General features: G+C 72.3%; 19 protein-coding genes and 1 pseudogene. 11 read left to right on the forward strand and 9 right to left on the reverse strand.

Going from position 1 to position 22,920, the window contains the following annotated elements:
• Positions 1-10: 10 nt before the first annotated feature.
• Both ACZ3IG_RS11745 and ACZ3IG_RS11750 read left to right on the forward strand, forming a co-directional pair.
• Positions 11-1,069, forward strand: coding sequence for an ABC transporter ATP-binding protein (locus tag ACZ3IG_RS11745; protein WP_467431172.1), 1,059 nt, complete (start codon positions 11-13; stop codon positions 1,067-1,069).
• Complete coding sequence (locus ACZ3IG_RS11750) at positions 1,062-2,207, forward strand: ABC transporter ATP-binding protein (RefSeq protein ID WP_467431173.1); 1,146 nt, start codon at positions 1,062-1,064, stop codon at positions 2,205-2,207. Before ACZ3IG_RS11745 ends, ACZ3IG_RS11750 begins: the two co-directional genes overlap by 8 nt.
• Before the next feature lie 266 nt (positions 2,208-2,473).
• Here the strand turns inward: ACZ3IG_RS11750 and ACZ3IG_RS11755 are convergent, their stop codons facing one another.
• From ACZ3IG_RS11755 to ACZ3IG_RS11775, 5 genes are read right to left on the reverse strand one after another with little or no spacing between them, the layout of a single operon-like run.
• Positions 2,474-3,463 carry an ABC transporter ATP-binding protein gene (locus tag ACZ3IG_RS11755; RefSeq protein WP_467431175.1) on the reverse strand — a complete coding sequence of 330 codons (990 nt, stop codon included), beginning with the start codon at positions 3,461-3,463 and terminating at the stop codon, positions 2,474-2,476.
• Positions 3,460-4,515, reverse strand: coding sequence for an ABC transporter ATP-binding protein (locus tag ACZ3IG_RS11760; protein WP_467431177.1), 1,056 nt, complete (start codon positions 4,513-4,515; stop codon positions 3,460-3,462). The genes ACZ3IG_RS11755 and ACZ3IG_RS11760 overlap by 4 nt, the downstream gene beginning before the upstream one ends.
• Positions 4,512-5,441 (reverse strand): ABC transporter permease, encoded by a 930-nt coding sequence (locus ACZ3IG_RS11765; protein ID WP_467431179.1) that lies wholly within the window; start codon positions 5,439-5,441, stop codon positions 4,512-4,514. The genes ACZ3IG_RS11760 and ACZ3IG_RS11765 overlap by 4 nt, the downstream gene beginning before the upstream one ends.
• A complete protein-coding gene (locus tag ACZ3IG_RS11770) occupies positions 5,438-6,472 on the reverse strand; it encodes an ABC transporter permease (RefSeq protein WP_467431182.1) in 1,035 nt (344 codons plus the stop codon). The genes ACZ3IG_RS11765 and ACZ3IG_RS11770 overlap by 4 nt, the downstream gene beginning before the upstream one ends.
• 44 nt (positions 6,473-6,516) lie before the next feature.
• Complete coding sequence (locus ACZ3IG_RS11775; protein WP_467431183.1) at positions 6,517-8,400, reverse strand: ABC transporter substrate-binding protein; 1,884 nt, start codon at positions 8,398-8,400, stop codon at positions 6,517-6,519.
• A 336-nt stretch (positions 8,401-8,736) separates the two neighbouring features.
• Between ACZ3IG_RS11775 and ACZ3IG_RS11780 the strand changes: the two genes are divergently transcribed.
• From ACZ3IG_RS11780 to ACZ3IG_RS11800, 5 genes are read left to right on the forward strand one after another with little or no spacing between them, the layout of a single operon-like run.
• A complete protein-coding gene (locus ACZ3IG_RS11780; protein ID WP_467431185.1) occupies positions 8,737-10,362 on the forward strand; it encodes a peptide ABC transporter substrate-binding protein in 1,626 nt (541 codons plus the stop codon).
• Between the two features lie 6 nt (positions 10,363-10,368).
• Positions 10,369-11,292, forward strand: a complete 924-nt coding sequence (locus tag ACZ3IG_RS11785) for an ABC transporter permease (RefSeq protein ID WP_467431187.1) — start codon at positions 10,369-10,371, stop codon at positions 11,290-11,292.
• On the forward strand, positions 11,285-12,268 hold the full coding sequence (locus ACZ3IG_RS11790; RefSeq protein WP_467431189.1) for an ABC transporter permease: 984 nt from the start codon (positions 11,285-11,287) through the stop codon (positions 12,266-12,268). The genes ACZ3IG_RS11785 and ACZ3IG_RS11790 overlap by 8 nt, the downstream gene beginning before the upstream one ends.
• A 9-nt stretch (positions 12,269-12,277) precedes the next feature.
• Positions 12,278-13,261, forward strand: a complete 984-nt coding sequence (locus ACZ3IG_RS11795) for an ABC transporter ATP-binding protein (RefSeq protein WP_467431191.1) — start codon at positions 12,278-12,280, stop codon at positions 13,259-13,261.
• The gene (locus ACZ3IG_RS11800) at positions 13,245-14,285 is read left to right on the forward strand and encodes an ABC transporter ATP-binding protein (protein ID WP_467431193.1); all 1,041 of its coding nucleotides are present in this window, start codon (positions 13,245-13,247) and stop codon (positions 14,283-14,285) included. Before ACZ3IG_RS11795 ends, ACZ3IG_RS11800 begins: the two co-directional genes overlap by 17 nt.
• A gap of 148 nt (positions 14,286-14,433) precedes the next feature.
• Here the strand turns inward: ACZ3IG_RS11800 and ACZ3IG_RS11805 are convergent, their stop codons facing one another.
• Positions 14,434-16,554 (reverse strand): prolyl oligopeptidase family serine peptidase, encoded by a 2,121-nt coding sequence (locus ACZ3IG_RS11805; RefSeq protein ID WP_467431195.1) that lies wholly within the window; start codon positions 16,552-16,554, stop codon positions 14,434-14,436.
• A gap of 200 nt (positions 16,555-16,754) precedes the next feature.
• Here ACZ3IG_RS11805 and ACZ3IG_RS11810 point away from each other — a divergent pair, with 200 nt between their 5' ends.
• A complete protein-coding gene (locus tag ACZ3IG_RS11810; RefSeq protein WP_189415312.1) occupies positions 16,755-16,949 on the forward strand; it encodes a hypothetical protein in 195 nt (64 codons plus the stop codon).
• A 12-nt stretch (positions 16,950-16,961) separates the two neighbouring features.
• Here ACZ3IG_RS11810 and ACZ3IG_RS11815 read toward each other — a convergent pair whose 3' ends face one another.
• Positions 16,962-17,159, reverse strand: coding sequence for a DUF397 domain-containing protein (locus tag ACZ3IG_RS11815; RefSeq protein WP_467431196.1), 198 nt, complete (start codon positions 17,157-17,159; stop codon positions 16,962-16,964).
• Positions 17,156-18,000, reverse strand: a pseudogene (locus tag ACZ3IG_RS11820) (helix-turn-helix domain-containing protein). The gene ACZ3IG_RS11815 and the pseudogene ACZ3IG_RS11820 overlap by 4 nt, the downstream one beginning before the upstream one ends.
• Positions 18,001-18,106: 106 nt before the next feature.
• Between ACZ3IG_RS11820 and mshB the strand changes: the two are divergent.
• The 3 genes from mshB (at position 18,107) to ACZ3IG_RS11835 (ending at position 21,952) form a co-directional block, all read left to right on the forward strand.
• Positions 18,107-18,970, forward strand: a complete 864-nt coding sequence (gene mshB, locus ACZ3IG_RS11825) for an N-acetyl-1-D-myo-inositol-2-amino-2-deoxy-alpha-D-glucopyranoside deacetylase (protein WP_467431199.1) — start codon at positions 18,107-18,109, stop codon at positions 18,968-18,970.
• Positions 18,967-19,395 (forward strand): DUF6113 family protein, encoded by a 429-nt coding sequence (locus ACZ3IG_RS11830; protein ID WP_467431200.1) that lies wholly within the window; start codon positions 18,967-18,969, stop codon positions 19,393-19,395. Before mshB ends, ACZ3IG_RS11830 begins: the two co-directional genes overlap by 4 nt.
• A gap of 157 nt (positions 19,396-19,552) precedes the next feature.
• Positions 19,553-21,952 carry a hypothetical protein gene (locus ACZ3IG_RS11835; protein WP_467431202.1) on the forward strand — a complete coding sequence of 800 codons (2,400 nt, stop codon included), beginning with the start codon at positions 19,553-19,555 and terminating at the stop codon, positions 21,950-21,952.
• 93 nt (positions 21,953-22,045) lie between these two features.
• Here the strand turns inward: ACZ3IG_RS11835 and ACZ3IG_RS11840 are convergent, their stop codons facing one another.
• A complete protein-coding gene (locus ACZ3IG_RS11840; RefSeq protein WP_467431203.1) occupies positions 22,046-22,909 on the reverse strand; it encodes a transglutaminase-like and tetratricopeptide repeat-containing protein in 864 nt (287 codons plus the stop codon).
• Positions 22,910-22,920: the final 11 nt, after the last annotated feature.

Consider the following 22,920-nt stretch of genomic DNA (forward strand, 5'->3'; position numbering starts at 1 on the left):
GGAGGCGTACGTGACCATCATCGACCAGACCGCTTCCGTACCGGGACCGGCCGACGGCGGCGCCGACGACGCGCCGCTGCTCGAAGTGCGCGACCTGCACGTCGAGTTCCACACCCGGGACGGCGTCGTCCGTGCCGTCAACGGCGTCAACTACAGCGTGTCCGCGGGGGAGACCCTCGCCGTGCTCGGCGAGTCCGGGTCCGGCAAGTCCGTCACCGCGCAGGCCATCATGGGCATCCTGGACATGCCCCCGGCGAAGATCCCGCAGGGCGAGATCCGCTTCCGCGGCCAGGACATGCTGCGGATGGACGCCGAGGAGCGGCGCCGGCTGCGCGGCGCGAAGATCGCGATGATCTTCCAGGACGCGCTGTCGTCCCTCAACCCGGTCCTCTCCGTCGGCTACCAGCTCGGCGAGATGTTCCGGGTCCACCAGGGCCTGGGCAAGAAGGAGGCCAAGGCCAAGGCCGTCGAGCTGATGGACCGGGTGAAGATCCCGGCCGCCGCGGCCCGCGTCGACGACTACCCGCACCAGTTCTCCGGCGGTATGCGCCAGCGCATCATGATCGCCATGGCGCTGGCCCTGGAGCCGGACCTGATCATCGCCGACGAGCCGACCACGGCCCTCGACGTGACGGTCCAGGCCCAGGTCATGGACCTGCTCGCCGAGTTGCAGCGCGAGTACCACATGGGTCTGATCCTGATCACCCACGACCTCGGCGTCGTCGCCGACGTGGCGGACAAGATCGCCGTGATGTACGCGGGCCGCATCGTGGAGCAGGCCCCGGTGCGCGAGCTGTACAAGCGCCCCGCGCACCCCTACACCCGGGGGCTGCTGGACTCGATCCCGCGCCTGGACCAGAAGGGCCAGGAGCTGTACGCGATCAAGGGGCTGCCGCCCAACCTGCTCAGGACGCCGTCGGGCTGCGCGTTCAACCCGCGCTGCCCCAAGGCGCAGGACATCTGCCGCACCGACACCCCGGCCCTGTTCGAGGTGACGGAGCGGGACGGCTCCGCCCTGCCGGGCCGGCGCAGCGCCTGCCATTTCTGGAAGGAGACGATCCATGGCTGAGATCAAGAAGGACGAGGCCGTGGACGCCACGCCGAACGTCACGGACGTCGAGGTCGTCGACGCGGCCACCGAGGAGGCGTCGGTCGTCGCGCTGGACAAGCCGGTGGACCGGGGCGAGCCGATCCTCCAGGTCCGCAACCTCAAGAAGCACTTCCCGCTGACCCAGGGCGTCCTGTTCAAGCGGCAGGTCGGCGCGGTCAAGGCCGTCGACGGCGTCTCCTTCGACCTCTACCAGGGCGAGACCCTCGGCATCGTCGGCGAGTCCGGCTGTGGCAAGTCCACGGTCGCCAAGCTCCTGATGAACCTGGAGCGGGCCACCGCGGGCGAGGTCTTCTACAAGGGCCAGGACATCACCAAGCTGTCCGGGCGCGCGCTGAAGGCCGTCCGCCGCAACATCCAGATGGTGTTCCAGGACCCGTACACCTCGCTGAACCCGCGCATGACGGTCGCCGACATCATCGGCGAGACCTTCGACATCCACCCCGAGGCGGCTCCGAAGGGCGACCGGCGGCGCAAGGTGCAGGAGCTGCTGGACGTCGTGGGCCTGAACCCGGAGTACATCAACCGCTATCCGCACCAGTTCTCCGGCGGTCAGCGCCAGCGCATCGGCATCGCCCGCGGCCTCGCGCTCAACCCGGAGATCATCATCTGCGACGAGCCGGTGTCGGCGCTGGACGTGTCCGTCCAGGCGCAGGTCATCAACCTGATGGAGAAGCTCCAGGACGAGTTCGACCTCTCCTACATCTTCATCGCGCACGACCTGTCCATCGTCCGGCACATCTCGGACCGGGTCGGCGTCATGTACCTCGGCAAGATCGCGGAGATCGGCACCGACGTGCAGATCTACGACCACCCGACGCACCCGTACACCCAGGCGCTGCTCTCCGCGGTGCCCGTGCCCGACCCAGACGCGCGCGACCACCGGGAGCGCATCATCCTCACCGGTGACGTGCCCTCGCCCGCCGACCCGCCGTCGGGCTGCTCCTTCCGCACCCGCTGCTGGAAGGCGCAGGACAAGTGCGCGCAGGAGACTCCGCTGCTGGCGGTCCCCGAGCGGTTCAAGGGCGAGAAGTCGCAGGCGGCGCACGAGTCGGCGTGCCACTTCGCCGAGGAGAAGGACGTCGTGCACGCGGCCTGATCCTGTCCTTCCCGCCGGTTCCCGGCACCTGCCCCAGGTGCCGGGAACCGCCGTTTTCGCGGACCGCCGCAGGTCAGGCGGGGCCTGCCGCGCGTCTGCCGCCGCCGGTCGCCGGTCGCCGGTCGCCGGTCGCCGGTCGCCCGTCTGCCGTCGCCGGTCGCCCGTGGCCCGTCTGCCGCCGCCCGTCGCCCGTCAGCCGTCGACCGCCCGTCGCCCGTCTGCCGCCGACCGTCGCCGGTCGTCCGTCGCCCGTCGCCCGTCGCCCGTCAGGCCCGGGCGGCGGCCCAGTGGCACGCGGCCCGGCTCGGCCCGCCGTCGCCCGTGAGGGACGGGTCCTCGCCGAGGCAGCGCTCCGCGACCCCCGCCCGCTCGGCCTCCCCGTCCGCGAGGACCGGGCACCGGACCCGGAAACGGCACCCGGAGGGAACCCGGGACGGGTCGGGCGGCTCACCGGACAGCACCACCGGGTCCCCGGGGGTGTCCGGCAGCACCGACAACAGGGCCCGGGTGTAGGGGTGCCGGGGCGCCGTCAGCACCTGCTCGACCTCGCCCGTCTCCACGATCCGGCCCAGGTACATCACCGCCACCCGGTCGGCGACGTTCCAGGCCAGCCCCAGATCATGGGTGACGATCAGCGCGGCCAGCCCCAACTCCGCGCGCAGGCGCAGCAGCAGTGCCAGGATCTCGCCGCGCACCGACGCGTCCAGCGAGGCCACCGGCTCGTCGGCGACCAGCAGTTCGGGCGCGAGGACCAGCGCGCCCGCGATCACCACGCGCTGGCGCTGGCCGCCGGAGAGTTCGTGCGGGTGGCGCGGCAGGAAGCGTTCCGGCGGGCGCAGTCCCGCCCGCGCCAGCGCCCCGGTGACGGCCTCCTGCTCGTCACCGGCGTACCCGTGGACGCGCAGCCCTTCGGCGACCGCCTCGTACACCGTGTGCCGGGGGTTGAGCGAGCCGCCGGGGTCCTGGAGCACCAGCTGGACGCGCTTGCGGTGGGCCTTGAGGGCACGTGCGCCGTACTCCAACGGGCGTCCGGCGAACTCGATCCGCCCCGAGACCGGTCTGACCAGCCCGAGCAGGGCACGGGCGAGGGTGGTCTTGCCGCAGCCCGACTCACCGACCAGCGCCACGATCTCGCCGGCCCGCACGGTGAGGCCGACCCCGTCCACGGCTCTGGCCGGCGGAGCGCCGTGCCGCCCGGGGAAGGTGACGCGCAGGTCGCGCACGCCGAGCAGCGGAGGAGGGGGCGCGGTCGTCATGGGGTCCTTCCGCTGGGGCCGGCCGGCGCTCCGCCCGGAGCGGTCCGGCCGGCACCGGGGGGCGGTAACTCGGGCGGGGCCGCCTGATCCTCGTCGGCGGCTGACGGCTGTACGTGGACGCACGCGGCCCGCCGGTCCCCGGCCGCCTCCCGCAGGGCGACGTCGTGGGCGGCGCACTCGTCCAGCGCGACCGGGCAGCGCGGGCGGAAGGCGCAGCCGGCGGGTACGGCGGCCGGGTCGGGCGGGTCGCCGGGCAGGCCGCGGGGCGCGAACCGGGAGGCGGGGTCGCCGACGCGCGGGAACGCGGCGGACAGCGCCTCGGCGTACGGGTGCAGGGCCCGCTCGTGGACGGCTCCGGCGGGCCCCTCCTCGACCACCCGGCCCGCGTACATCACCGCCAGCCGGTCGCAGGTCCGCGCCAGTACGGACAGATCGTGACTGATCATGATCAGGCCCAGGCCGCGTTCGGTGACGGACCGCTCGATCAGCCGGAGGATCTGCGCCTGCACCATCACGTCCAGCGCGGTGGTCGGTTCGTCGGCGATGATCAGCCGGGGCGCGCAGGCCAGCGCCATGGCGATCATCACGCGCTGCCGCTGTCCGCCGGAGAGCTGGTGCGGGTACGCCGCCGCCCGCGCCGCCGACAGGCCGACCTGTTCCAGCAGCTCACCGGCGCGGGCGCGGGCCGCGGCCCGGGAGGCCCGCTGGTGCAGCAGGACCGGCTCGGCGATCTGATCGCCCACCCGGTGCACGGGGTTGAGGGAGTGCATCGCCCCCTGGAACACGATCGACGCCCCGGCCCAGCGCACCGCCCGTACCCGGCCCCACCGCATGGTGAGCACGTCCTCCCCGTCCAGCAGGACCCGCCCGCTCACCTCGGTGCCGCCCGGCAGCAGCCGCAGCAGCGCGAGCGCCAGCGTCGACTTGCCGCATCCCGACTCCCCGGCGATGCCCAGCTTCCGCCCGGCCAGCAGGGTGAGGTCGACGCCCCGCACCGCTTCCGCCCCGCCCGGATAGGTCACCCGCAGGCCCCGTACCTCAAGGAGCGTCACCGCCCCACCCCCAGCCGGGGGTCGAGCACCGACTCCGCGGCCCGCCCGCACAGGGTGAACGCCAGCGCCACGACGGCGATGGCGAGCCCCGGCGGCACCAGGTACCACCAGTCCCCGGAGCTGACCGCCCCCGACTCCCGCGCGTCCTGGAGCAGGCCGCCCCAGGACACCACCGTCGGGTCGCCGAGCCCGAGGAAGGCGAGGGTGGCCTCGGCGAGGACGGAGGCGGAGACCATCAGGGTGGTCTGGGCCAGCACCAGCGGCATCACGTTGGGCAGCACGTGCCGGACCATGACGTGCCGGTGGCCGCCGCCGAGCGCCTTGGCCCGCTCGATGTACGGCCGGGCCTCCACCGCCAGTGTCTGGGCGCGCACCAGCCGGGCCGTGGTCGGCCACGAGGTGACGGCGATCGCCAGGATCACCGTACCCAGCGAACGGGACATGACCGTCGCCAGCGCGATGGCCAGCACCAGGGCCGGCATCACCAGGAACCAGTCGGTGACCCGCATCACCACCGTCGCGTACGCCCCCCGGAAGTGACCGGCGGTGATGCCGGCCACCGCGCCGATCGCCACCGACAGCACCGCGGCGAGCAGCCCCACCAGCAGGGAGACGCGCGTGCCCCAGACCAGCAGGCCGAGCAGGTCGCGGCCGAACCGGTCGGTGCCCAGCGGGAACTCCCCGCTCGGGCCCCGCAACGGCCGGCCCGGTGCCCCGGTCACACTGGCCACGTCACCGCCCACGGTCAGCGGCGCGGTCAGCGCGGCCAGCGCCAGCAGCGCCAGGACGACCAGGCCCGCCAGTCCGGCGCGGTGGGCGCGGTACTCCCGCCAGAAGCGGGCCGCCGCCCGGCGCCGCCGCCGCCACGCCGGCGACCGGGGTCCGGCGGGCACCTCGGGGGCCGGGGAGGCGGACGGCGCGGTCATCGCCCCACCCGGGGATCGAGCAGTGGATGGAGCAGGTCGGCCACCGTGTTCAGGATGATCACCGCCGAGGCGAAGAAGAGGAACAGCCCCTGCACCAGGGGCAGATCGGGCACGCTGAGCGCCTGGTAGAAGAGGCCGCCCAGGCCGGGCCAGGAGAAGACGGTCTCCACCAGCACCACCCCGGCGACCGTCCGGCCGAGGTTGACGAAGACCAGGGTGACGGTGGGCAGCAGGGCGTTGGGCACGGCGTGCCGGCGGCGCACCAGGTCGTCCCGGAGCCCCTTGGCCCGCGCGGTGGTCAGATAGTCGCTGCCCGTCTCGTCGAGCAGCGCCGACCGCGTCACCAGCAGCGTCTGCCCGTACTCGACGGCGACCAGGGTGACCACCGGCAGCACCAGGTGGTGGGCGACGTCGAGGACGTACCCGGCCCCCTCCTCCCCGCCGGACTCCATGCCGCCGGTCGGGAACAGGCCGGGCACCGGGCCGACACCGACGGAGAGGACGACGATGAGCAGCAGTCCCAGCCAGAACGACGGCAGGGAGTACAGGGTCAGCGCCAGCCCCGTGTGCAGCCGGTCGGCGAGGCGTCCGTGCCGCCAGGCCGACCGGGTGCCGAGGAAGATCCCCAGCGCGGTGGAGAGGACGAAGGCCGTGCCGGTCAGCAGCAGGGTGGGCCCCAGCGCCTCGGCGATCTTCTCGGTGACCGGCGTACGGAACTGGTACGAGGTCCCCAGGTCCCCGGTGAGCGCCTTGCCGCAGTAGTCCGTGAACTGCTGCCACAGCGGCAGGTCGAGGCCGAACTCCTCCCGGTAGGCGGCCAGTTGCTCGGCGGAGACCGGGCGGCCGCCGGTCATGGTCTTCACCGGGTCGCCGGGTATGAGCCGGAACAGGAAGAACCCGGTGACGAGGACGGCGAGGAGCGAGACGGCCGCGCCGCCGGTCTTCCCCAGGCCGTAGCGGACGTAGGCGGCGCGGTGGCGGCCGGTGGCGGTGGGCGCCGGGGCGGTCCGGGACACGGCGTCCGTGGTCATCGGCGCCCGCCCTGCGCCGGACGGGTCGGCTCGGCACGCATCGGCTACTCGCGGTCGTCGGCGGTCGAGCGGCGCCGCAGGGCGAGGAGGACCCCGGCCCCGGCGAGTACGACGGCCCCCGCGGCGATCCCGACGACGACCCCGGTGGAGCCGCCGCCCCCCGTGTCGCCCCCGGAGCCGGCCGGTACCGCCGACCACCAGCTCCAATAGCCGTCCTGGCCGTAGATGTTGCCGCCGTCCTCGGGCATCGTCCGCAGCGAGGCCACCTGGTCGGTGCGGTAGGCCTCCAGGGCGTTCGGGTACGCCATGACGTTCATGTAGCCCAGGTCGTACAGCCGGGACTGGAGCTGTCTGACCAGCTCGGCGCGCTTGGCCGGGTCGTACTCGGCGAGCTGGCGGGCGTACAGGTCGTCGTAGCGCCGGTCGCAGATGAAGTTGTCGGTGGCGCCGGTGTCGTGCTCGGTGGCGGGCAGCGCGTCGCAGGTGTGGATGGAGAGGACGAAGTCGGGGTCGGGATTGACCGACCAGCCGTCGATGGCGAGGTCGTAGGTGCCGGCCAGCCACGGGTCGGACACGTTGTCCAGGCACCGCAGCTCCACACCGATGCCGAGGTCGCCCCACCACTCGGCGAGGTACTGCCCGACCGCCTTGTCGTTGGGGTCGGTGGCGTGGCACAGCAGGCGGTAGCTGAGCGGCTCGCCGTCCTTGCCGGTCCGCTCGCCGTCGGCGTTCTTCCGGTAGCCGGCCTGGTCGAGGAGGCGGGCCGCGCGGTCGGGGTCGTGGGCGAGTTCCTGCTCGGCGGAGGGTTTCCAGAAGTACGTGTCGAAGCGGGGCGGGATGTAGCCGGCGCCCTCGACGGCGTGGCCCTGGAAGACCCGGTCGACGAGGGTCTCGCGGTCCACGGCGAGGAAGAGGGCCTGCCGGACCCGCAGGTCGCGCAGCGAGGGGTCGCCGTCGCCGAAACGCGTGCCGTCCTTGGCGCGGGCGCCCGGGTTGGTGGCGAGGGCGTAGAAGCGGCGGCCCGGCGCGTCGTTGACCTTGATGTCCTCCTGGCCCTCCAGGGCGTCGGCCTGCGCGGGCGTCAGATTGCTGACGAACGACACCTCGCCCTTGCGCAGCGCGGCGACGGCCGCGTCACCGTCCTTGTAGTACTTGAAGACCAGCTCGTCGAACTCGGGTGCCCCGCGCCAGAACCGGGGGTTCGCCTTCAGCCGTACGTAGCTGTCGGCCCGGTAGCCGGTGAGGACGTACGGGCCGCTGCCGACGACCGGGAACGCCTTGTCGTTGGTGAACTTCCCGATGTCGCCGACCTTCTCCCACACGTGCCTGGGCACGATCGGCACGTCCAGCGCGACCATGGTGGCCTGCGGTTTCTCCAGCTCGACGACCAGCGTGGTGGGGTCCGGCGCCGACACCTCGCGGAAGTTGCCGACGAAGCTGCCGTTGGCGGTGGCCGCCGCCTCGTCGGTCATCATCGTCCGGAACGTCCAGGCGGCGTCCTCGGCGGTGATCTTCCGTCCGTCCGACCAGGTGGCGTCGGAGCGGATGGTGTAGGTCCAGGTGAGCTTGTCGGCGGACGGCGTCCACTTCGTCGCCAGTCCGGGGACGGTGTGCCCGTCGCCGGGGTCGTAGTCGGTCAGGTACTCGTACATCAGCCGCAGCACGCTGGTGCTGACCAGGCGGGTGGCCAGGAACGGGTTGAGCGAGTCGACGCTCTGCGCGACGGCCGCCGTCAGCACCCGCTCGCCGTCGTCGGCCGCCGCGGCCCGCCGGGGCGCCGGGTCGAGCGGGGTCGCGAGGCCGGCCGTGAGGAGCAGGGCCGCGGCCCCGGCACCGGCCGCCCGCCGCAGCGCGCGGAGCCAGGACGGCCCAGGGGGCCGTGACCGTGGGCGGGAGCGCCCCGGGCCGTGCTGTTCTTCCGTGCTCATGGTGGTGACCTCGCGTCGTCGTCCGGACGGGTCGGCAGTGGCGCCACCTGCGTGAGGAGAGTGTCTATCAGTGCCGTATGTACGCGTCAACGGGCCCTCAGGGCCTGTGTGGCCAGCGGAAACACCGGTGTTGATGTTTCTTCGCGTGGCTTCTTCGCGTGCCAGTGGTCCAGACCTGTGATGCCGTGCTGGTACGAGGCCGGCGCCGCGTCGGGGGTGCCCTGTTCGCTCGGACGGAGGGGGTGAAGATGGCATCACGGTCATACCGGGCGATAGTGGGGTGAACCGAGTTCCGCGTCTTGAGACGGGCGCGCGGCGCACACGAGGAGGCATCCCATGCGTGGAGCGACGTACGCCACCCGGGCCGCGTGCGCGGCGGCGGTGGTCCTCGCGGCGACGGCCTGCGGAGGCGGCGGCGGGGGCGGGGGCGCCGACGCGGTGCTCAGTTCCTCCTGGGGCGACCCGCAGAACCCCCTGGAGCCGGCCAACACCAACGAGGTGCAGGGCGGCAAGGTCCTCGACATGATCTTCCGGGGCCTGAAGCGGTACGACCCGGAGACCGGCGAGGCCGAGAACATGCTCGCCGAGAAGATCGAGACGACCGACTCGCGCCACTTCACCGTCACCGTCAAGGACGGCTGGACCTTCAGCAACGGCGAGAAGGTCACCGCCAGGTCGTTCGTCGACGCCTGGAACTACGGCGCGTCCCTGAAGCACAACCAGCGCAACGCCTACTTCTTCAGCTACATCGAGGGCTACGACAAGGTCCACCCGGAGGACGGGAGCAAGCAGAGCGCCGACACGCTCTCCGGGCTGAAGGTCACCGGCGAGCGCACCTTCACCGTCGCGCTCAGCCAGAAGTTCTCCACCTTCCCCGACACCCTGGGCTACCCCGCCTACGCCCCGCTGCCCCGCGCCTTCTTCGACGACCACGCCGGCTGGCTGAAGAAGCCCGTCGGCAACGGCCCGTACCGGGTGGACAACTACACCCGGGGCTCGCAGATGTCCCTGCGGAAGTGGGACGGCTACCCCGGCGACGACAAGGCGGCCAACGGCGGCGTCGACCTCAAGGTCTACACCGACAACAACACCGCCTACACCGACCTGATGGCCGGCAACCTCGACCTCGTCGACGACGTCCCCGCCGCCCAGCTGAAGAACGTCGGGAGCGACCTCGGCGACCGGTACATCAACACCCCGGCCGGCATCATCCAGACCCTCGCCTTCCCGTACTACGACAAGGACTGGAACAAGAGCGGCTCGGACAAGGTCCGCAGGGGCCTGTCCATGGCGATCGACCGCGCCCAGATCACCAAGACGATCTTCCACGGCACCCGCACCCCGGCCACCGACTGGACCTCGCCCGTGCTCGGCGCGGACGGCGGCTACAAGAAGGGCCTGTGCGGCGAGGCGTGCGAGTACAGGCCGGACGAGGCCAAGAAGCTGGTCGAGGAGGGCGGCGGGCTGCCCGGCGGGCAGGTCAAGATCACGTACAACTCGGACACCGGCTCCCACAAGCAGTGGGTCGACGCCGTCTGCAACTCCGTCAACAACGCCCTCGGCGACGACAAGGCGTGCGTCGGCAACCCGGTCGGCACCTTCGCCGACTTCCGCAACCAGATCACCGGCAAGAAGATGAGCGGCCCCTTCCGGGCGGGCTGGCAGATGGACTACCCGCTCATCCAGAACTTCCTCCAGCCGCTCTACTACACCAACGGCTCCTCCAACGACGGCAAGTGGTCGAACGACGAGTTCGACTCCCGCATCGACAAGGCCAACGGCGAGACCGACACCGCCACGGCCATCAAGGACTTCCAGCGGGCCGAGGAGGTCGTCCGGGACACCATGGCCGCCATCCCGCTCTGGTACCAGAACGGCAGCGCCGGCTACTCCGACCGGCTCTCCGGCGTGAAGCTCAATCCGTTCAGCGTCCCGGTGTACGACGAGATCAAGGTGAGCTGAGCCGCCGTGGGCCGCTATGTGATCCGACGGCTGCTCCAGATGATCCCCGTCTTCGTCGGGGCCACCCTGCTGATCTTCCTCATGGTCAACGTCATGGGCGACCCCATCGCCGGGCTGTGCGGCGACCGGGAGTGCGACCCGGCGACCGCCGCCCAGCTCAGAAGGGAGTTCGGCCTCGACAAGCCGGTCTGGCAGCAGTACGCGACCTACATGGGCAACGTCTTCACCGGCGACTTCGGCACCGCCTTCAACGGCCAGCCGGTCACCGAGCTGATGGGCACCGCCTTCCCGGTCACCATCCGGCTGACGGTCATCGCGGTCGTCTTCGAGGTCGTCATCGGCATCACGCTGGGCGTCATCACCGGTCTGCGCCGGGGCCGCCCCGTCGACACGGTGGTCCTCCTCGTCACCCTCGTCGTCATCTCCGTCCCCACCTTCGTCACCGGCCTGCTCCTCCAGCTCCTGCTCGGCGTCAAGTGGGGGTGGATCGCCCCGTCCGTCTCCTCCGAGGCCCGCGTCGACGAGCTGATCCTGCCCGGCCTGGTCCTCGCCTCGGTCTCGCTGGCGTACGTCACCCGGCTCACCCGTACCTCCATCGCGGAGAACCGGCGCGCGGACTACGTCCGCACCGCGATCGCCAAGGGCCTGCCGCGCCGCCGGGTCATCACCCGGCACCTGCTGCGCAACTCCCTCATCCCGGTCGTCACCTTCATCGGCACGGACGTGGGCGCCCTGATGGGCGGCGCGATCGTCACCGAGCGGATCTTCAACATCCACGGCGTCGGCTACCAGCTCTACCAGGGCATCCTGCGCCAGAACACCCAGACCGTCGTCGGCTTCGTCACCGTCCTGGTCCTCGTCTTCCTCGTCGCCAACCTCCTCGTCGACCTCCTGTACGCCGTACTCGACCCGAGGATCCGCTATGCCTGAACAGGAGCCCTACGAGCCCGAACGCGTCATCGCCGGCACCGGCATGGGCGGGCAGATGGACCTGGGCGCGAGCGAGGCCGTCACCCTGGAGAAGACTCCCAGGGGACCGGACGGTACGGGCCCCCAGGAGAAGGCCCGCAGCCTCTGGTCCGACGCCTGGCACGACCTGCGCCGCAACCCCGTCTTCCTCCTCTCCGCCCTGGTGATCCTCTTCCTCGTCGTGATCTCGGTCCGGCCGTCCCTGATCGCCTCCGGCAACCCGCTCCACTGCGACCTCGCCCTGGCCCAGGAGGGCTCCCGCTCCGGCCACCCCTTCGGCTTCAACGGCCAGGGCTGCGACGTCTACACCCGCACTGTCCACGGCGCCCGTACGTCCGTCCTGGTCGGCGTCCTGTCCACGCTCGGCGTCGCCGTCCTCGGCAGCGTGCTCGGCGGGCTCGCGGGCTTCTTCGGCGGGGTCTGGGACGCGGTCCTCTCCCGCGTCACGGACATCTTCTTCGCCATCCCGGTCGTCCTGGGCGGCCTGGTGCTGCTGTCGGTCATCACCAGCAACACGGTCTGGCCGGTCATCGGCTTCATCGTGCTGCTCGGCTGGCCGCAGATCTCCCGCATCGCCCGCGGCTCGGTCATCACCGCCAAGCAGAACGACTACGTGCAGGCCGCCCGCGCCCTCGGCGCCACCAACTCCCGCCTGCTGCTCCGCCACATCGCGCCCAACGCCGTGGCCCCCGTCATCGTGGTCGCCACCATCGCGCTCGGCACCTACATCTCGCTGGAGGCGACCCTGTCCTTCCTCGGCGTCGGCCTCAAACCGCCCAGCGTCTCCTGGGGCATCGACATCTCCGCCGCCGCCCCCTACGTACGCAACGCCCCGCACGCGCTGCTCTGGCCCTCCGGAGCCCTCGCGATCACCGTCCTGGCGTTCATCATGCTCGGCGACGCGGTCCGCGACGCCCTCGACCCGAAGCTGAGGTGAACGGCCGCCATGCTGCTCGAAGTGCGTGACCTGCGCGTGGAGTTCCGCACCCGGGACGGCGTCGCCAAGGCCGTCAACGGCGTCTCCTACGGCGTCGACGCCGGCCGCACCCTCGCCGTGCTCGGCGAGTCCGGCTCCGGCAAGTCCGTCACCGCCCAGACCGTGATGGGCATCCTCGACGTCCCGCCCGGCCGGATCACCGGCGGCGAGGTCCTCTTCGAGGGCCGGGACCTGCTGAGACTGAAGGAGGAGGAACGCCGCGCGGTGCGCGGCGCCGAGATGGCGATGATCTTCCAGGACGCGCTGTCGTCGCTGAACCCGGTGCTGACGGTCGGCGACCAGCTCGGCGAGATGTTCACCGTGCACCGGGGGATGTCCCGCAAGGACGCCCGCGCCCAGGCCGTCGAGCTGATGGACCGGGTCCGCATCCCGGCCGCGCAGGAGCGCGTACGGCAGTACCCGCACCAGTTCTCCGGCGGCATGCGCCAGCGCATCATGATCGCCATGGCGCTGGCCCTGGAACCCAGGCTCATCATCGCCGACGAGCCGACCACCGCCCTCGACGTCACCGTCCAGGCCCAGGTCATGGACCTGCTCGCGGACCTCCAGCGCGAGTACGACATGGGCCTGATCCTGATCACCCACGACCTCGGCGTGGTCGCCGACGTCGCCGACGAGATCGCCGTGATGTACGCGGGCCGGATCGTGGAGAGCGCCCCCGTCCACGAGATCTACAAGAACCCCGCCCACCCCTACACGCGCGGCCTGCTGGAATCCATCCCCCGCCTCGACCAGAAGGGCCGGGAGCTGTACGCCATCAAGGGCCTGCCGCCCAGCCTCACCCGCATCCCGCCCGGCTGCGCCTTCCACCCGCGCTGCCCGATGGCCCAGGACGTCTGCCGCACCGACGTCCCCCCGCTCTACGAGGTGAGCGGCACCCGGGGCAGCGCCTGCCACTTCTGGAGGGAGTGCCTCGATGGCCTCGACGGCTGAACCGATCCTCGAAGTGACGGGGCTGGTCAAGCACTACCCGCTCACCAGCGGCATCCTCTTCAAGAAACGGGTCGGCGCGGTCAAGGCCGTCGACGGCGTCGACTTCCGCCTGGACGCCGGGGAAACCCTCGGCATCGTCGGGGAGTCCGGCTGCGGCAAGTCCACGGTCGCCAAGATGCTGGTCAGCCTGGAGCAGCCGACGGCCGGGTCGATCCGCTACAAGGGCGAGGACATCACCCGCCTCACCGGCCGCGCCCTGCGCGCCGTACGCCGCAACATCCAGATGGTCTTCCAGGACCCCTACACCTCCCTCAACCCCCGCATGACGGTCGGCGACATCATCGGGGAGGCGTACGACATCCATCCCGAGGTCGCGCCCAAGGGCGACCGGCGGCGCAGGGTGCGGCACCTGCTGGACGTCGTCGGCCTCAACCCGGAGTACATCAACCGCTACCCCCACCAGTTCTCGGGCGGCCAGCGCCAGCGCATCGGCATCGCGCGGGGCCTCGCCCTGCGCCCGGAGATCATCGTCGCCGACGAGCCGGTCTCGGCGCTGGACGTCTCGGTCCAGGCGCAGGTCATCAATCTGATGGGCCGGCTGCAGGACGAGTTCGACCTCTCCTACATCTTCATCGCCCACGACCTCTCCATCGTCCGGCACATCTCCGACCGGGTCGCCGTGATGTACCTGGGCCGGATCGTGGAGACGGGACGGGACGCCGAGATCTACGAGCACCCCACCCACCCCTACACACAGGCGCTGCTCTCCGCCGTGCCGGTGCCCGACCCCGAGGCCCGCGAACACCGCGAGCGGATCATCCTCGCCGGTGACGTGCCGTCCCCGACCAGCATCCCCTCCGGCTGCCGCTTCCGCACCCGCTGCTTCAAGGCCCGGGAGCGGTGCGCCCTGGAGGTGCCGGAGCTGGCGGTCCCGGCGGAGTTCCGGGGGGCCGGCGGGCCCGCGGCGCACGACTCGGCGTGTCACTTCGCGGAGGAGAAGGTGGTCGTGCCACCGGAGACATAGACGTACAAAGCGGGGCCAACTCCGTTAACACGCAGGCAACTTCACGGAATCCGTATCGATATACGGACGGGGGAAGCTCTTCAGCGTACGGCCGTGCGGGTGCCGTAAACGGGCCGGGGCGCGCCATGTCGCCCCGGCCCGTTGCCTGTCAGGTCAGTCCCAGGGAGCGGCGCAGGAAGTTCACCTGGAGCAGCAGCAGGTTCTCCGCGACCGACTCCTGCGGGGTCATGTGCGTGACGCCGGACAGGGGCAGCACCTCGTGCGGGCGGCCGGCCGACAGCAGGGCCGAGGACAGGCGCAGGGAGTGGGCGACCACCACGTTGTCGTCCGCCAGCCCGTGGATGATCATCATCGGGCGGTGCGGCTCGGCCGCGTCGACCAGGCCCGCGTCGTCGATCAGCGAGTTGCGCCGGTAGACCTCCGGCCGCTCGTTCGGGTCCCCGAGGTAGCGCTCCTGGTAGTGGGTGTCGTAGAGGCGCAGGTCGGTGACCGGGGCGCCGACCACCGCCGCGTGGAAGACGTCCGGGCGGCGCAGGGCGGCGAGGGCGGCGAGGTAGCCGCCGAAGGACCAGCCGCGGATGGCGACCCGGCCGAGGTCGAGGGGGAAGTCGGCGGCGAGGGCGTGCAGCGCGTCGACCTGGTCCTGGAGGACTACGGCGGCGAGGTCGTCCTTGACGGACTTCTCCCAGGCGGGCGAGTGCCCCGGGGTGCCGCGCCCGTCGGCGACGATCACCGCGAAGCCCTGGTCCGCGAACCACTGCGATGTGAGGTGGGCGTTGTGGGCGGCCACCACCCGCTGACCGTGCGGACCACCGTAGGGGTCGAGGAGCACCGGGAGGGAGGTGTCACCGTGGTAGTCCGTTGGCATAAGCACGGCGCACGGTACGCGGCGTGCGCCCCCCAGAGTGAGCGTCACGCGCGGGGACAGACCGGGATCTTCCGCGTACGAGGTGACGGTGGCCGTCGGCTTCCCGTCCCGCAGGACCTGGGCCCGGCTCCCCGGCCGGTCGAGGGTGGCGGAGACCAGGACGGTCGTGTCGCCGGCGCGCACGGCCGAGTGCACTCCGGGGACGGCGGAGACGCGCTCCACGCCCAGTTCGTTCACCCGGTAGACGTGCACCTCACCGGTCTCCGGCTCGGCCGCCTCGGCCCCGGCCGACGCCGAGACCAGTACGTCCTCGTCGGACACGTCCAGTACGGCCCGTACGTGCAACTGGGCTCCCGTCAGCGGACGTTCCCCCACCGCCAGGACCCGGGCGCCGCCCTCGTCGGCGATCCGGACCAGTTGTCCGGACGGGCTCCAGCACGGCGTTCCGGGGAAAAGTTCCAGCCAAGTTCGATCTTCATCGGCGTGCACCATCCGGGTCCGGCCCGACTCCGGGTCCACGGCCAGATAGACCTGACTGCGCTGGTCGCGCGCTTGTGCGAGCAGCAGCGGCGCACCCGCCGCTGACCAGTGCACTCGCGCCAGATACGGATAGCGCCGACGGTCCCAGCCGACCTCCGTGCGGGTGGCGTCGAGGCCGATCACGAAGAGCCGGACGTCCGCGTTGGGGGTGCCGGCCGCCGGGTACGGGACGTGGTGTGGATCACGGTCCGGGTGGGCCGGGTCGGAGATCCACCAGCGCTGTACCGGCGTGTCGTCCACGCGCGCGACCAGCAGCCGGTCCGAGTCCGGACCCCACCAGAAACCCCTGGTCCGGCCCATCTCCTCGGCCGCGATGAACTCCGCGAGACCGTAGGAGACGCCCTCCGCCTCCGGCTCGGCCAGCGCCCGGTCGTCGCCGCCCTCGGCCCCCGTGACCCGCAACGTGCCGCGCGCGACGTAGGCTACGTGCCGTCCGTCGGGGGCGGGGCGGGGGTCGATCACCGGTGCGGCGACGGGGAGTTCACGTGCCGTGCCGGCCCGCAGCTCGGCCGTGAAAAGCCGCCCTGACAAGGCAAAAGAGGCCAACTCGACGGCGGCGTCGGTGGCGTAGCCGACGATGCCGGAGCCGCCTTCGCGACTGCGTTCGCGGCGGGCGCGTTCCTCGGGCGGGAGGTGTTCCTCCGCACCGCCCAGCAGGGTGTGCGGGTCGGCCGCGAGGCGCTCCTCGCCGCTCGTGGGGTCGAGCACCCACAGCGCGTTGGCCCGGTCCGTGCCGGACGCGGAGCGGAGGAACGCGACACGCGAACCGTCGGGTGCCACGGTGAACGAACGCGGCGCGCCGAGGGTGAATCGCTGGGTGCGGGCGTGCCGTCTGGGGAAGGACTCGGGCTCGGTCGTCATGCCCTGACCATATTGGCCATGCGCCCCCTTGTGCGGCTGTGCGCCACTCGATGCGCGCGTACGGATAGTTATGATCACTAGCGCACAGTGGGTATCAACCTGCTGCCCGCTGTGTGGATTTATCTGCCCCCATGGTTCCGTGCCGACGTCCCGACTGTTCGATCCCCCCATGTCCCTGGGTTCTTTGGAGGTGAGCCGCCGTGGCACTCTCGATTTCGGCGGTGGTGCTGCTGGCGATCATCGTCTTCCTGCTGATCAGGAAGTCCGGACTGAAGGCGGGGCATGCGGTTGTCTGCATGCTCTTGGGTTTCTACCTCGCCTCCTCCACGATCGCCCCCACGATCAGCGAATTGACGTCGAACATCGCCGGCATGATCGGCAGCATCAGCTTCTGACCGGCCGCTGCCTCAGGAGGCTTGGGCGGTGACGAACGCCGCCCATGCCTGCGGCGCGATGGCGAGGCACGGGCCGATGGCGTCCCGGTGCTTCGAGTCGCGTACGTGGACCGTGCCGGGGGTTGTGGCTATCTCGACGCAGGAGTCGCCCTCGCTGCCGCTGCTGTAGCTGCTCTTGAACCACTCGGGCTCGGAGATGTCGCGGATCATGTTTCCCCCAGCAACTGCTCGATGAAGGCCGTCGACTCACGTGGGCTGAGAGCCTGGGCCCGGATGATGCCATACCGGAGTTCAAGGATATGGAGCTGCTTCGCTTCGGAAACCGGTCGGCCGTTGGCCACTGCTGGTGAGCGTCCCGCTGCCGTGCCGTCACTGAACTTCATGACCTCGATGCCGCCGGCCAGTCCCGCGTGCTCCTCACGGTCCAACGGCATGACCTGAAGCTCCACGGTCCGCAGCTGCGCCGCCTCCAACAGGTGTGCCAACTGCTGCCGCAGGACGGCGCTCCCGCCCAGCGGGCGTCGCAGCGTCCCTTCCTCCAGGACGAAGCTGACCTCCGGCGCCGGGTCCCGTTCGAAGAGGGCCTTGCGGGCCACACGCGCGGCGATGAACCGCTCCACCTCCTCCTCCGTGTACGCGGGACGGCGCATCTGGAGCAGGGCGCGTGCGTAATCCGGGGTCTGCAACAACCCATGGATGTTCAACGGTCGTAGAGCAGAAGCTCGACCGCCTTCTCCTCCCGCTTGGCCAAGTCCCGTACGTTCTTCGGGTACCGGACCTTGGCCACGTCCTGCCGCATCGCGGCGACCAGTCCGGCCGCGTCCAGTACCCGGTCCGCCTTCTCCAGGTAGCCGGGCCGAGGGATCCGTTTCCCTCCCTCCACCTTGTAGACCAGGTCCTCCCCGTACCCCATCTCCGCCGCGAAGTCGCACGCCCGCATCCCCGCCGCCTCGCGCCGCAGCTTCAGCTGGCGTCCGACCGTCGCGATGACGGCCATGCCCCACTCGTCGTCCGGGTCCACCGCCCAGCTCGCCTCGTCGTCCTCCGACATCCACCCCTCCGGTCACCGTGCGTGTCGGATCTGTCACGCATCAAGGTAGAGGGGGAAGCCCGCGCCGTGTCCCGGCCTGTGGAAAACCCCTCGTAGGGTGGAGCCCATGACGGAACTGCCCTCCCGGCGTCTGCTGCTGGTGCACGCGCACCCGGACGACGAGTCGATCAACAACGGCGCCACCATGGCCAAGTACGCGGCCGAGGGCGCCCACGTGACGTTGGTGACCTGCACGCTCGGGGAGCGGGGCGAGGTCATCCCGCCCGAGCTGGCGCACCTGAGCGGGGCCGCCCTCGGGCAGCACCGGCTCGGTGAGCTGCGGGCCGCGATGGGCGCGCTCGGCGTGACGGACTTCCGGCTGCTCGGCGGGCCGGGCCGGTTCGCGGACTCCGGGATGATGGGGCTGCCCGACAACGACGACCCCGGCTGTTTCTGGCAGGCGGACGTCGACGAGGCCGCCGCGCTGCTGGCCGAGGTCATCCGGGAGGTACGGCCCCAGGTCCTCGTCACCTACGACCCCGACGGCGGCTACGGGCACCCCGACCACATCCAGGCCCACCGCGTCGCCATGCGCGCCGCCGAACTGGCCGCCGAGGCCGGCCACGGCATCGCCAGAACCTACTGGAACCGCGTCCCGCGCCCGGCCGCCGAGGACGCCTTCGCACGGCTGGGCGAGGAGCTGCCCGGCCTCCCCTTCGACAAGGCCGCCGGCATCGACGACGTACCGGGCGTCGTCGAGGACGAGCGGATCGGCGTCGAGATCATCGCCGACGGCACCCCGTACGCCGCCGCCAAGGCCGCGGCCATGCGGGCGCACGCCACGCAGATCGAGGTCGCCGGACCGTACTTCGCGCTCTCCAACGCGCTGGCCCAGCCGCTGTTCACCACCGAGTACTACGAGCCGGTGGGCGCCGCCGCGCCGGGCGGGCGCGCGACCGACCTGTTCGCGGGGACCGAGGAGACGTCGTGAGCGACCGGAACGCGCAGACCGGGCAGACCTCCCTGCTCGCCCAGCCGCTGCGCCCGCCGTCCTTCGGGACCGCCGCCCTCTACCTGGGACTTCTCGTGCTCGGCGCGCTGACCGGGGCGGCCGGGGCGCTGGTGCAGCCCGCGTGGTTCCCGGGCGGGCTGCTGCTCGCCCTCGTCGCCGAGGCCGGGCTCTGCGTGGGCGCCGCCCGTGCCGTGGGCCGCCGGGGCGGGGCCGTCGCGCCCGCCGTCGGCTGGGCGGCCGCGGTCATGTTCCTCACGGCCAGCAGGCCGGAGGGCGACTTCGTCTTCGCCGCGGGAAGCGGTTCGTACCTCTTCCTGCTCGGGGGCATCGCCGTGGCTGTGATCTGTGCCACCCTCGCCCCTGTGCGGCAACCGGACGGCGGCGCCGTCCGACTTGGCAAGTGACGTACTACTTCGCCGCCGCGCGCGGGTGCGGGTCCGGTGTGGGTTTCCCCGGCGGTCTCGGGATGCGCGTGAACAGCGGCCAGTATGGTGGTGCGCGCCGCCGAGCCGCCCGCTGTGAAGGCGCGCCGGGCGGCGGAGCCAACCGGGAGAACCTGCCTTGAGTCGTGAAACTGACACTCCGTCCTCCGGACCCCACGGGCGCGGCTCGGCCGCGTATCCGTCGGGCACGCCGTCCTACGGGACGCCGACGGGGCCCGACGCCGGTGCGGACGCGGGACGTTCGGCCTCGCGGCCGGACGAGCGCAAGACCGAGACGACGCTGACCACCCGGATCCGGATCAACATCCCCGGGTCGCGGCCGATCCCGCCCGTGGTGATGCGCAAGCCGGTCGCCGGCGCCGAGGACGGCGCGGGCGAGCCGGAGGCCGAGGCTCCGGTGCTGGACGCGCCCACGGGGACCGTCGAGGCTCCCGCCGCGCCCGCGCGGCTCAGCGGGCGTTCCGGGCCGTCCGGGCCGTCCGGTTCCGTCGGGTTCGGCGGCACCGCTGGGGCTGCCGGGACTGCTGGGGCTGCGGGTTCTGCCGGGTCCAGTGGGGCCGGTGGGGCTGGTGGGTCCGGCGGTTCCGGTGGGTCGGGTCGGGAGAAGCCGACCAGCGACTGGTTCGCGCCCCGCAAGTCCCCGGCGGCCAAGGGCGGCCAGGGCGGCGGGGCCGGCAAGGGAGCGGGTGCGCCCGGGGGTTCGGGCGCGGGCGCCGCGGCTCCGGGTGCCGGTGCCGGACGGCCCGGCGGTGTGGTCGGTTCGATGAGCGCGCCGGGCGGCTCCCGGTCGTCCGCCACGGGCGGCGCCGGGGCGACCGGCGGACCCGTCGCGCCCGGACACGGTGGCGGTACCGGTTCCTTCGACGTGACCGAGGCGCTGGCCGCCGGCCCCCTGGGCGACGGCTCCCGCCCGGGCGCCGGACCGGAGCCGCGCCGCGACGACCTGCCGTTCTTCTCCGAGCCCGGTTCCGGTGACCGGGTTCCCGGTGGCTCCGACGCGTCGAGCGGTCCCGCGGGCCCGACGGGCGGACCGGTGACCGGCGACGGACTCCTGACGTCGCCGACGGACCCGGCCGGACCGGGCCCCCACGGCGCACCCGGCAGCCTCGGCGGTCCCGCCGGCCCCGGCACCCCCGGCGGCCTGCGTGCCCCCGGCACACCAGGTGGCGGTCCCCGCCCGGCGGGCCCCGGCGGCATCATGGGCGGCCTGGGCGCGACGACCGGCCCGACCACGCCCGCGGCCCCGGACACCGGCACGACCCCCGACCTCCTCGGCACCCGCACCGCCCCCGGTACTCCCGGCGCCGGACTGAGCGACGACACGGCGATCCTCACCCCGCAGACCCCGGCCCCCCACCCCCCGGGCGGCGTCCCCTTCGGCAACCGGGACAACGTCTCCGGCAACACCGTGACCAGCGGCATCCCGGTCGTGCCCGGCGACACCTCCGTACCGTTCCAGGGCGGTGCCCCCGTCGGCGGACCGTCGGCGCAGACGCCCCCGGCGAGTCCGGCGCGTCCGGAGCCCGCCGCCGCGGCAGCGCCGGCCGCCGCCGCGAAGCCGACGCCGGCCAAGAAGAAGGGCCGCAGGAAGCTCCCCCTGCTCGTCGGCGCGGTGATCGTCGTCGGCGGCCTGGTCTACGGCGCCGGACTGCTGATGAACCACTCCGACGTCCCCAAGGGCACCACCGTGCTCGGCGTCGACATCGGCGACAGCACCCGGGACGACGCCGTCGAGAAGCTCGACGCCACCTTCGACAAGCGGGTGAACAAGGAACTGAGGCTCACCGTCGACGGCGAGACCGTCTCGCTCAAGCCGGACCAGGCGGGGCTCCAGTTCGACACCCAGGCCACGGTCGACATCGCCGCGCAGAGCGACTACAACCCGGTCACCGTGATCGCCGCGCTCTTCGGCAACCACCGGGTCGTCAACCCCGTGATGCCGGTCGACGAGGAGAAGCTCCAGGCCGCGCTGGAAGACGCGGCCGGCGGATCCGGCTCCATGACCGAGGGCACGATCGAGTTCAAGTCCGGCGAGGCGGTGCCCGTGTACCCGAAGGCGGGCCAGGGCATCGACGCGGAGAAGTCGGCCGACGCGGTCACACAGGCGTACCGCACCCAGGTCGAGACCGGCTCCTCCGCCGCTGTGAAGGTCGCCACCACCGCCAAGCAGCCCGAGGTCACCAAGGCCGAGGTCGACCGGGAGATGAAGGAGTTCGCCGAGCCGGCCATGTCGGCCAACGTGGTCGTGCAGACCGACGCGGCGCACACCATCGAGATGAGCCCGCAGAACTCGCTGTGGAAGTTCCTCCGGGTCACGGCCGTCAACGGCAAGCTGGTCGACAAGCCCGACCTCGACGCGCTCGAAGAGCTCTACGGCCAGACCTTCGACGGCGTCCTCATCTCCCGCGCCAACGGCGAGAAGACCCCGGTCACCCCCGAGGACGTCTACGGCGCCCTGCGCCAGGCCCTGCTGAGCGAGACCGACCGCGTCGCGGTCATCGACACCAACCCCAGCTGAGCGCCCCGTAGGGGGCGCGGGGAACTGCGCGAGCGACCACGGACGACCCGCACCCGCAGCACCCCGCGCCCCCTACGGCGATCAGCCGCACCCTCAGTTCAGCAAGGCCCGGGCCGCCGCCGCCTCGGCCCGCACCCGCTCCCCGGCCGCCGGGTCCACCGCCCCCACGATCTCCGCGTAGGCATCCAGCTCCGCCGCCCCCGCCAGGAAGTCCCCCCGCCCCACCAGCAGCCGAGCCCGCTCGTACCGCAACCGCGCCGGATGCGACGGCAGCGACAGCGACAGCTCCACCGCCCACAGCGCCACATCCGACCGCTCCGGCCGCGCCGCCGCCCACGCCCGGACGTTGTTCAGCACACGCAGCACCACGTCGAGCGGATCGGCCGGCTCCAGCATCGACGGCCGCAACGGCGCCCCCGTCGCCCCGGCCACCAGCAACTCCGCGTCCGTCCCGGACAGCACCCGCCCCCCGCCGAACGGATCGGCGAGCACCAGCTCCGACCCCGCTCCGGTCCCGAACCCGACCACGAAGTGCCCCGGCAGCGCCACCCCGTACACCGGCGCCCCCGCCCGCCGCGCCACCTCGATCCACACCACCGACAGCAGGATCGGCAGCCCGCGCCGCCGCTCCAGCACCCGGTGCAGCAGCGACGACTCCAGCCGCCGGTAGTCCGCGGCCGAACCGCCGAACCCGTGTCCCTCGCCGAGCAGCTCGCGCAGCGCCACCGCCCAGGCGTGCGGCCCGCCGGGCCGGAACGGGAGCTGCCCGGCCAGCCGGTCCAGTTCCAGCTGCGCGGCGTCGATGCCCGCCTCGTCCAGCGCGCCGTCCGCCACCGCGCCCACCAGCAGGCACAGCGTGGCCAGGTCGGGCCGCTCGGACCGGGCCTCCTCGGCGAACCGGCGCCGCAGCTCCGCGGCGCGTTCCGGGGACGGAGGACGGGGACAGGGGGAACACATGGCTGAGTGGT

It is taken from the genome of Streptomyces sp. NPDC016677, from assembly GCF_055562815.1.

Coding starts and splice junctions, on each gene's coding strand:
- ACZ3IG_RS11770 (WP_467431182.1), bottom strand. CDS start 6,472: ATGACCACGGACGCCGTGTCCCGGACCGCCCCGGCGCCCACCGCCACC.
- mshB (WP_467431199.1), top strand. CDS start 18,107: ATGACGGAACTGCCCTCCCGGCGTCTGCTGCTGGTGCACGCGCACCCG.
- ACZ3IG_RS11800 (WP_467431193.1), top strand. CDS start 13,245: ATGGCCTCGACGGCTGAACCGATCCTCGAAGTGACGGGGCTGGTCAAG.
- ACZ3IG_RS11765 (WP_467431179.1), bottom strand. CDS start 5,441: ATGACCGCGCCGTCCGCCTCCCCGGCCCCCGAGGTGCCCGCCGGACCC.
- ACZ3IG_RS11780 (WP_467431185.1), top strand. CDS start 8,737: ATGCGTGGAGCGACGTACGCCACCCGGGCCGCGTGCGCGGCGGCGGTG.
- ACZ3IG_RS11815 (WP_467431196.1), bottom strand. CDS start 17,159: ATGATCCGCGACATCTCCGAGCCCGAGTGGTTCAAGAGCAGCTACAGC.
- ACZ3IG_RS11795 (WP_467431191.1), top strand. CDS start 12,278: ATGCTGCTCGAAGTGCGTGACCTGCGCGTGGAGTTCCGCACCCGGGAC.
- ACZ3IG_RS11755 (WP_467431175.1), bottom strand. CDS start 3,463: ATGACGACCGCGCCCCCTCCTCCGCTGCTCGGCGTGCGCGACCTGCGC.
- ACZ3IG_RS11790 (WP_467431189.1), top strand. CDS start 11,285: ATGCCTGAACAGGAGCCCTACGAGCCCGAACGCGTCATCGCCGGCACC.
- ACZ3IG_RS11805 (WP_467431195.1), bottom strand. CDS start 16,554: ATGACGACCGAGCCCGAGTCCTTCCCCAGACGGCACGCCCGCACCCAG.
- ACZ3IG_RS11750 (WP_467431173.1), top strand. CDS start 1,062: ATGGCTGAGATCAAGAAGGACGAGGCCGTGGACGCCACGCCGAACGTC.
- ACZ3IG_RS11840 (WP_467431203.1), bottom strand. CDS start 22,909: ATGTGTTCCCCCTGTCCCCGTCCTCCGTCCCCGGAACGCGCCGCGGAG.
- ACZ3IG_RS11775 (WP_467431183.1), bottom strand. CDS start 8,400: ATGAGCACGGAAGAACAGCACGGCCCGGGGCGCTCCCGCCCACGGTCA.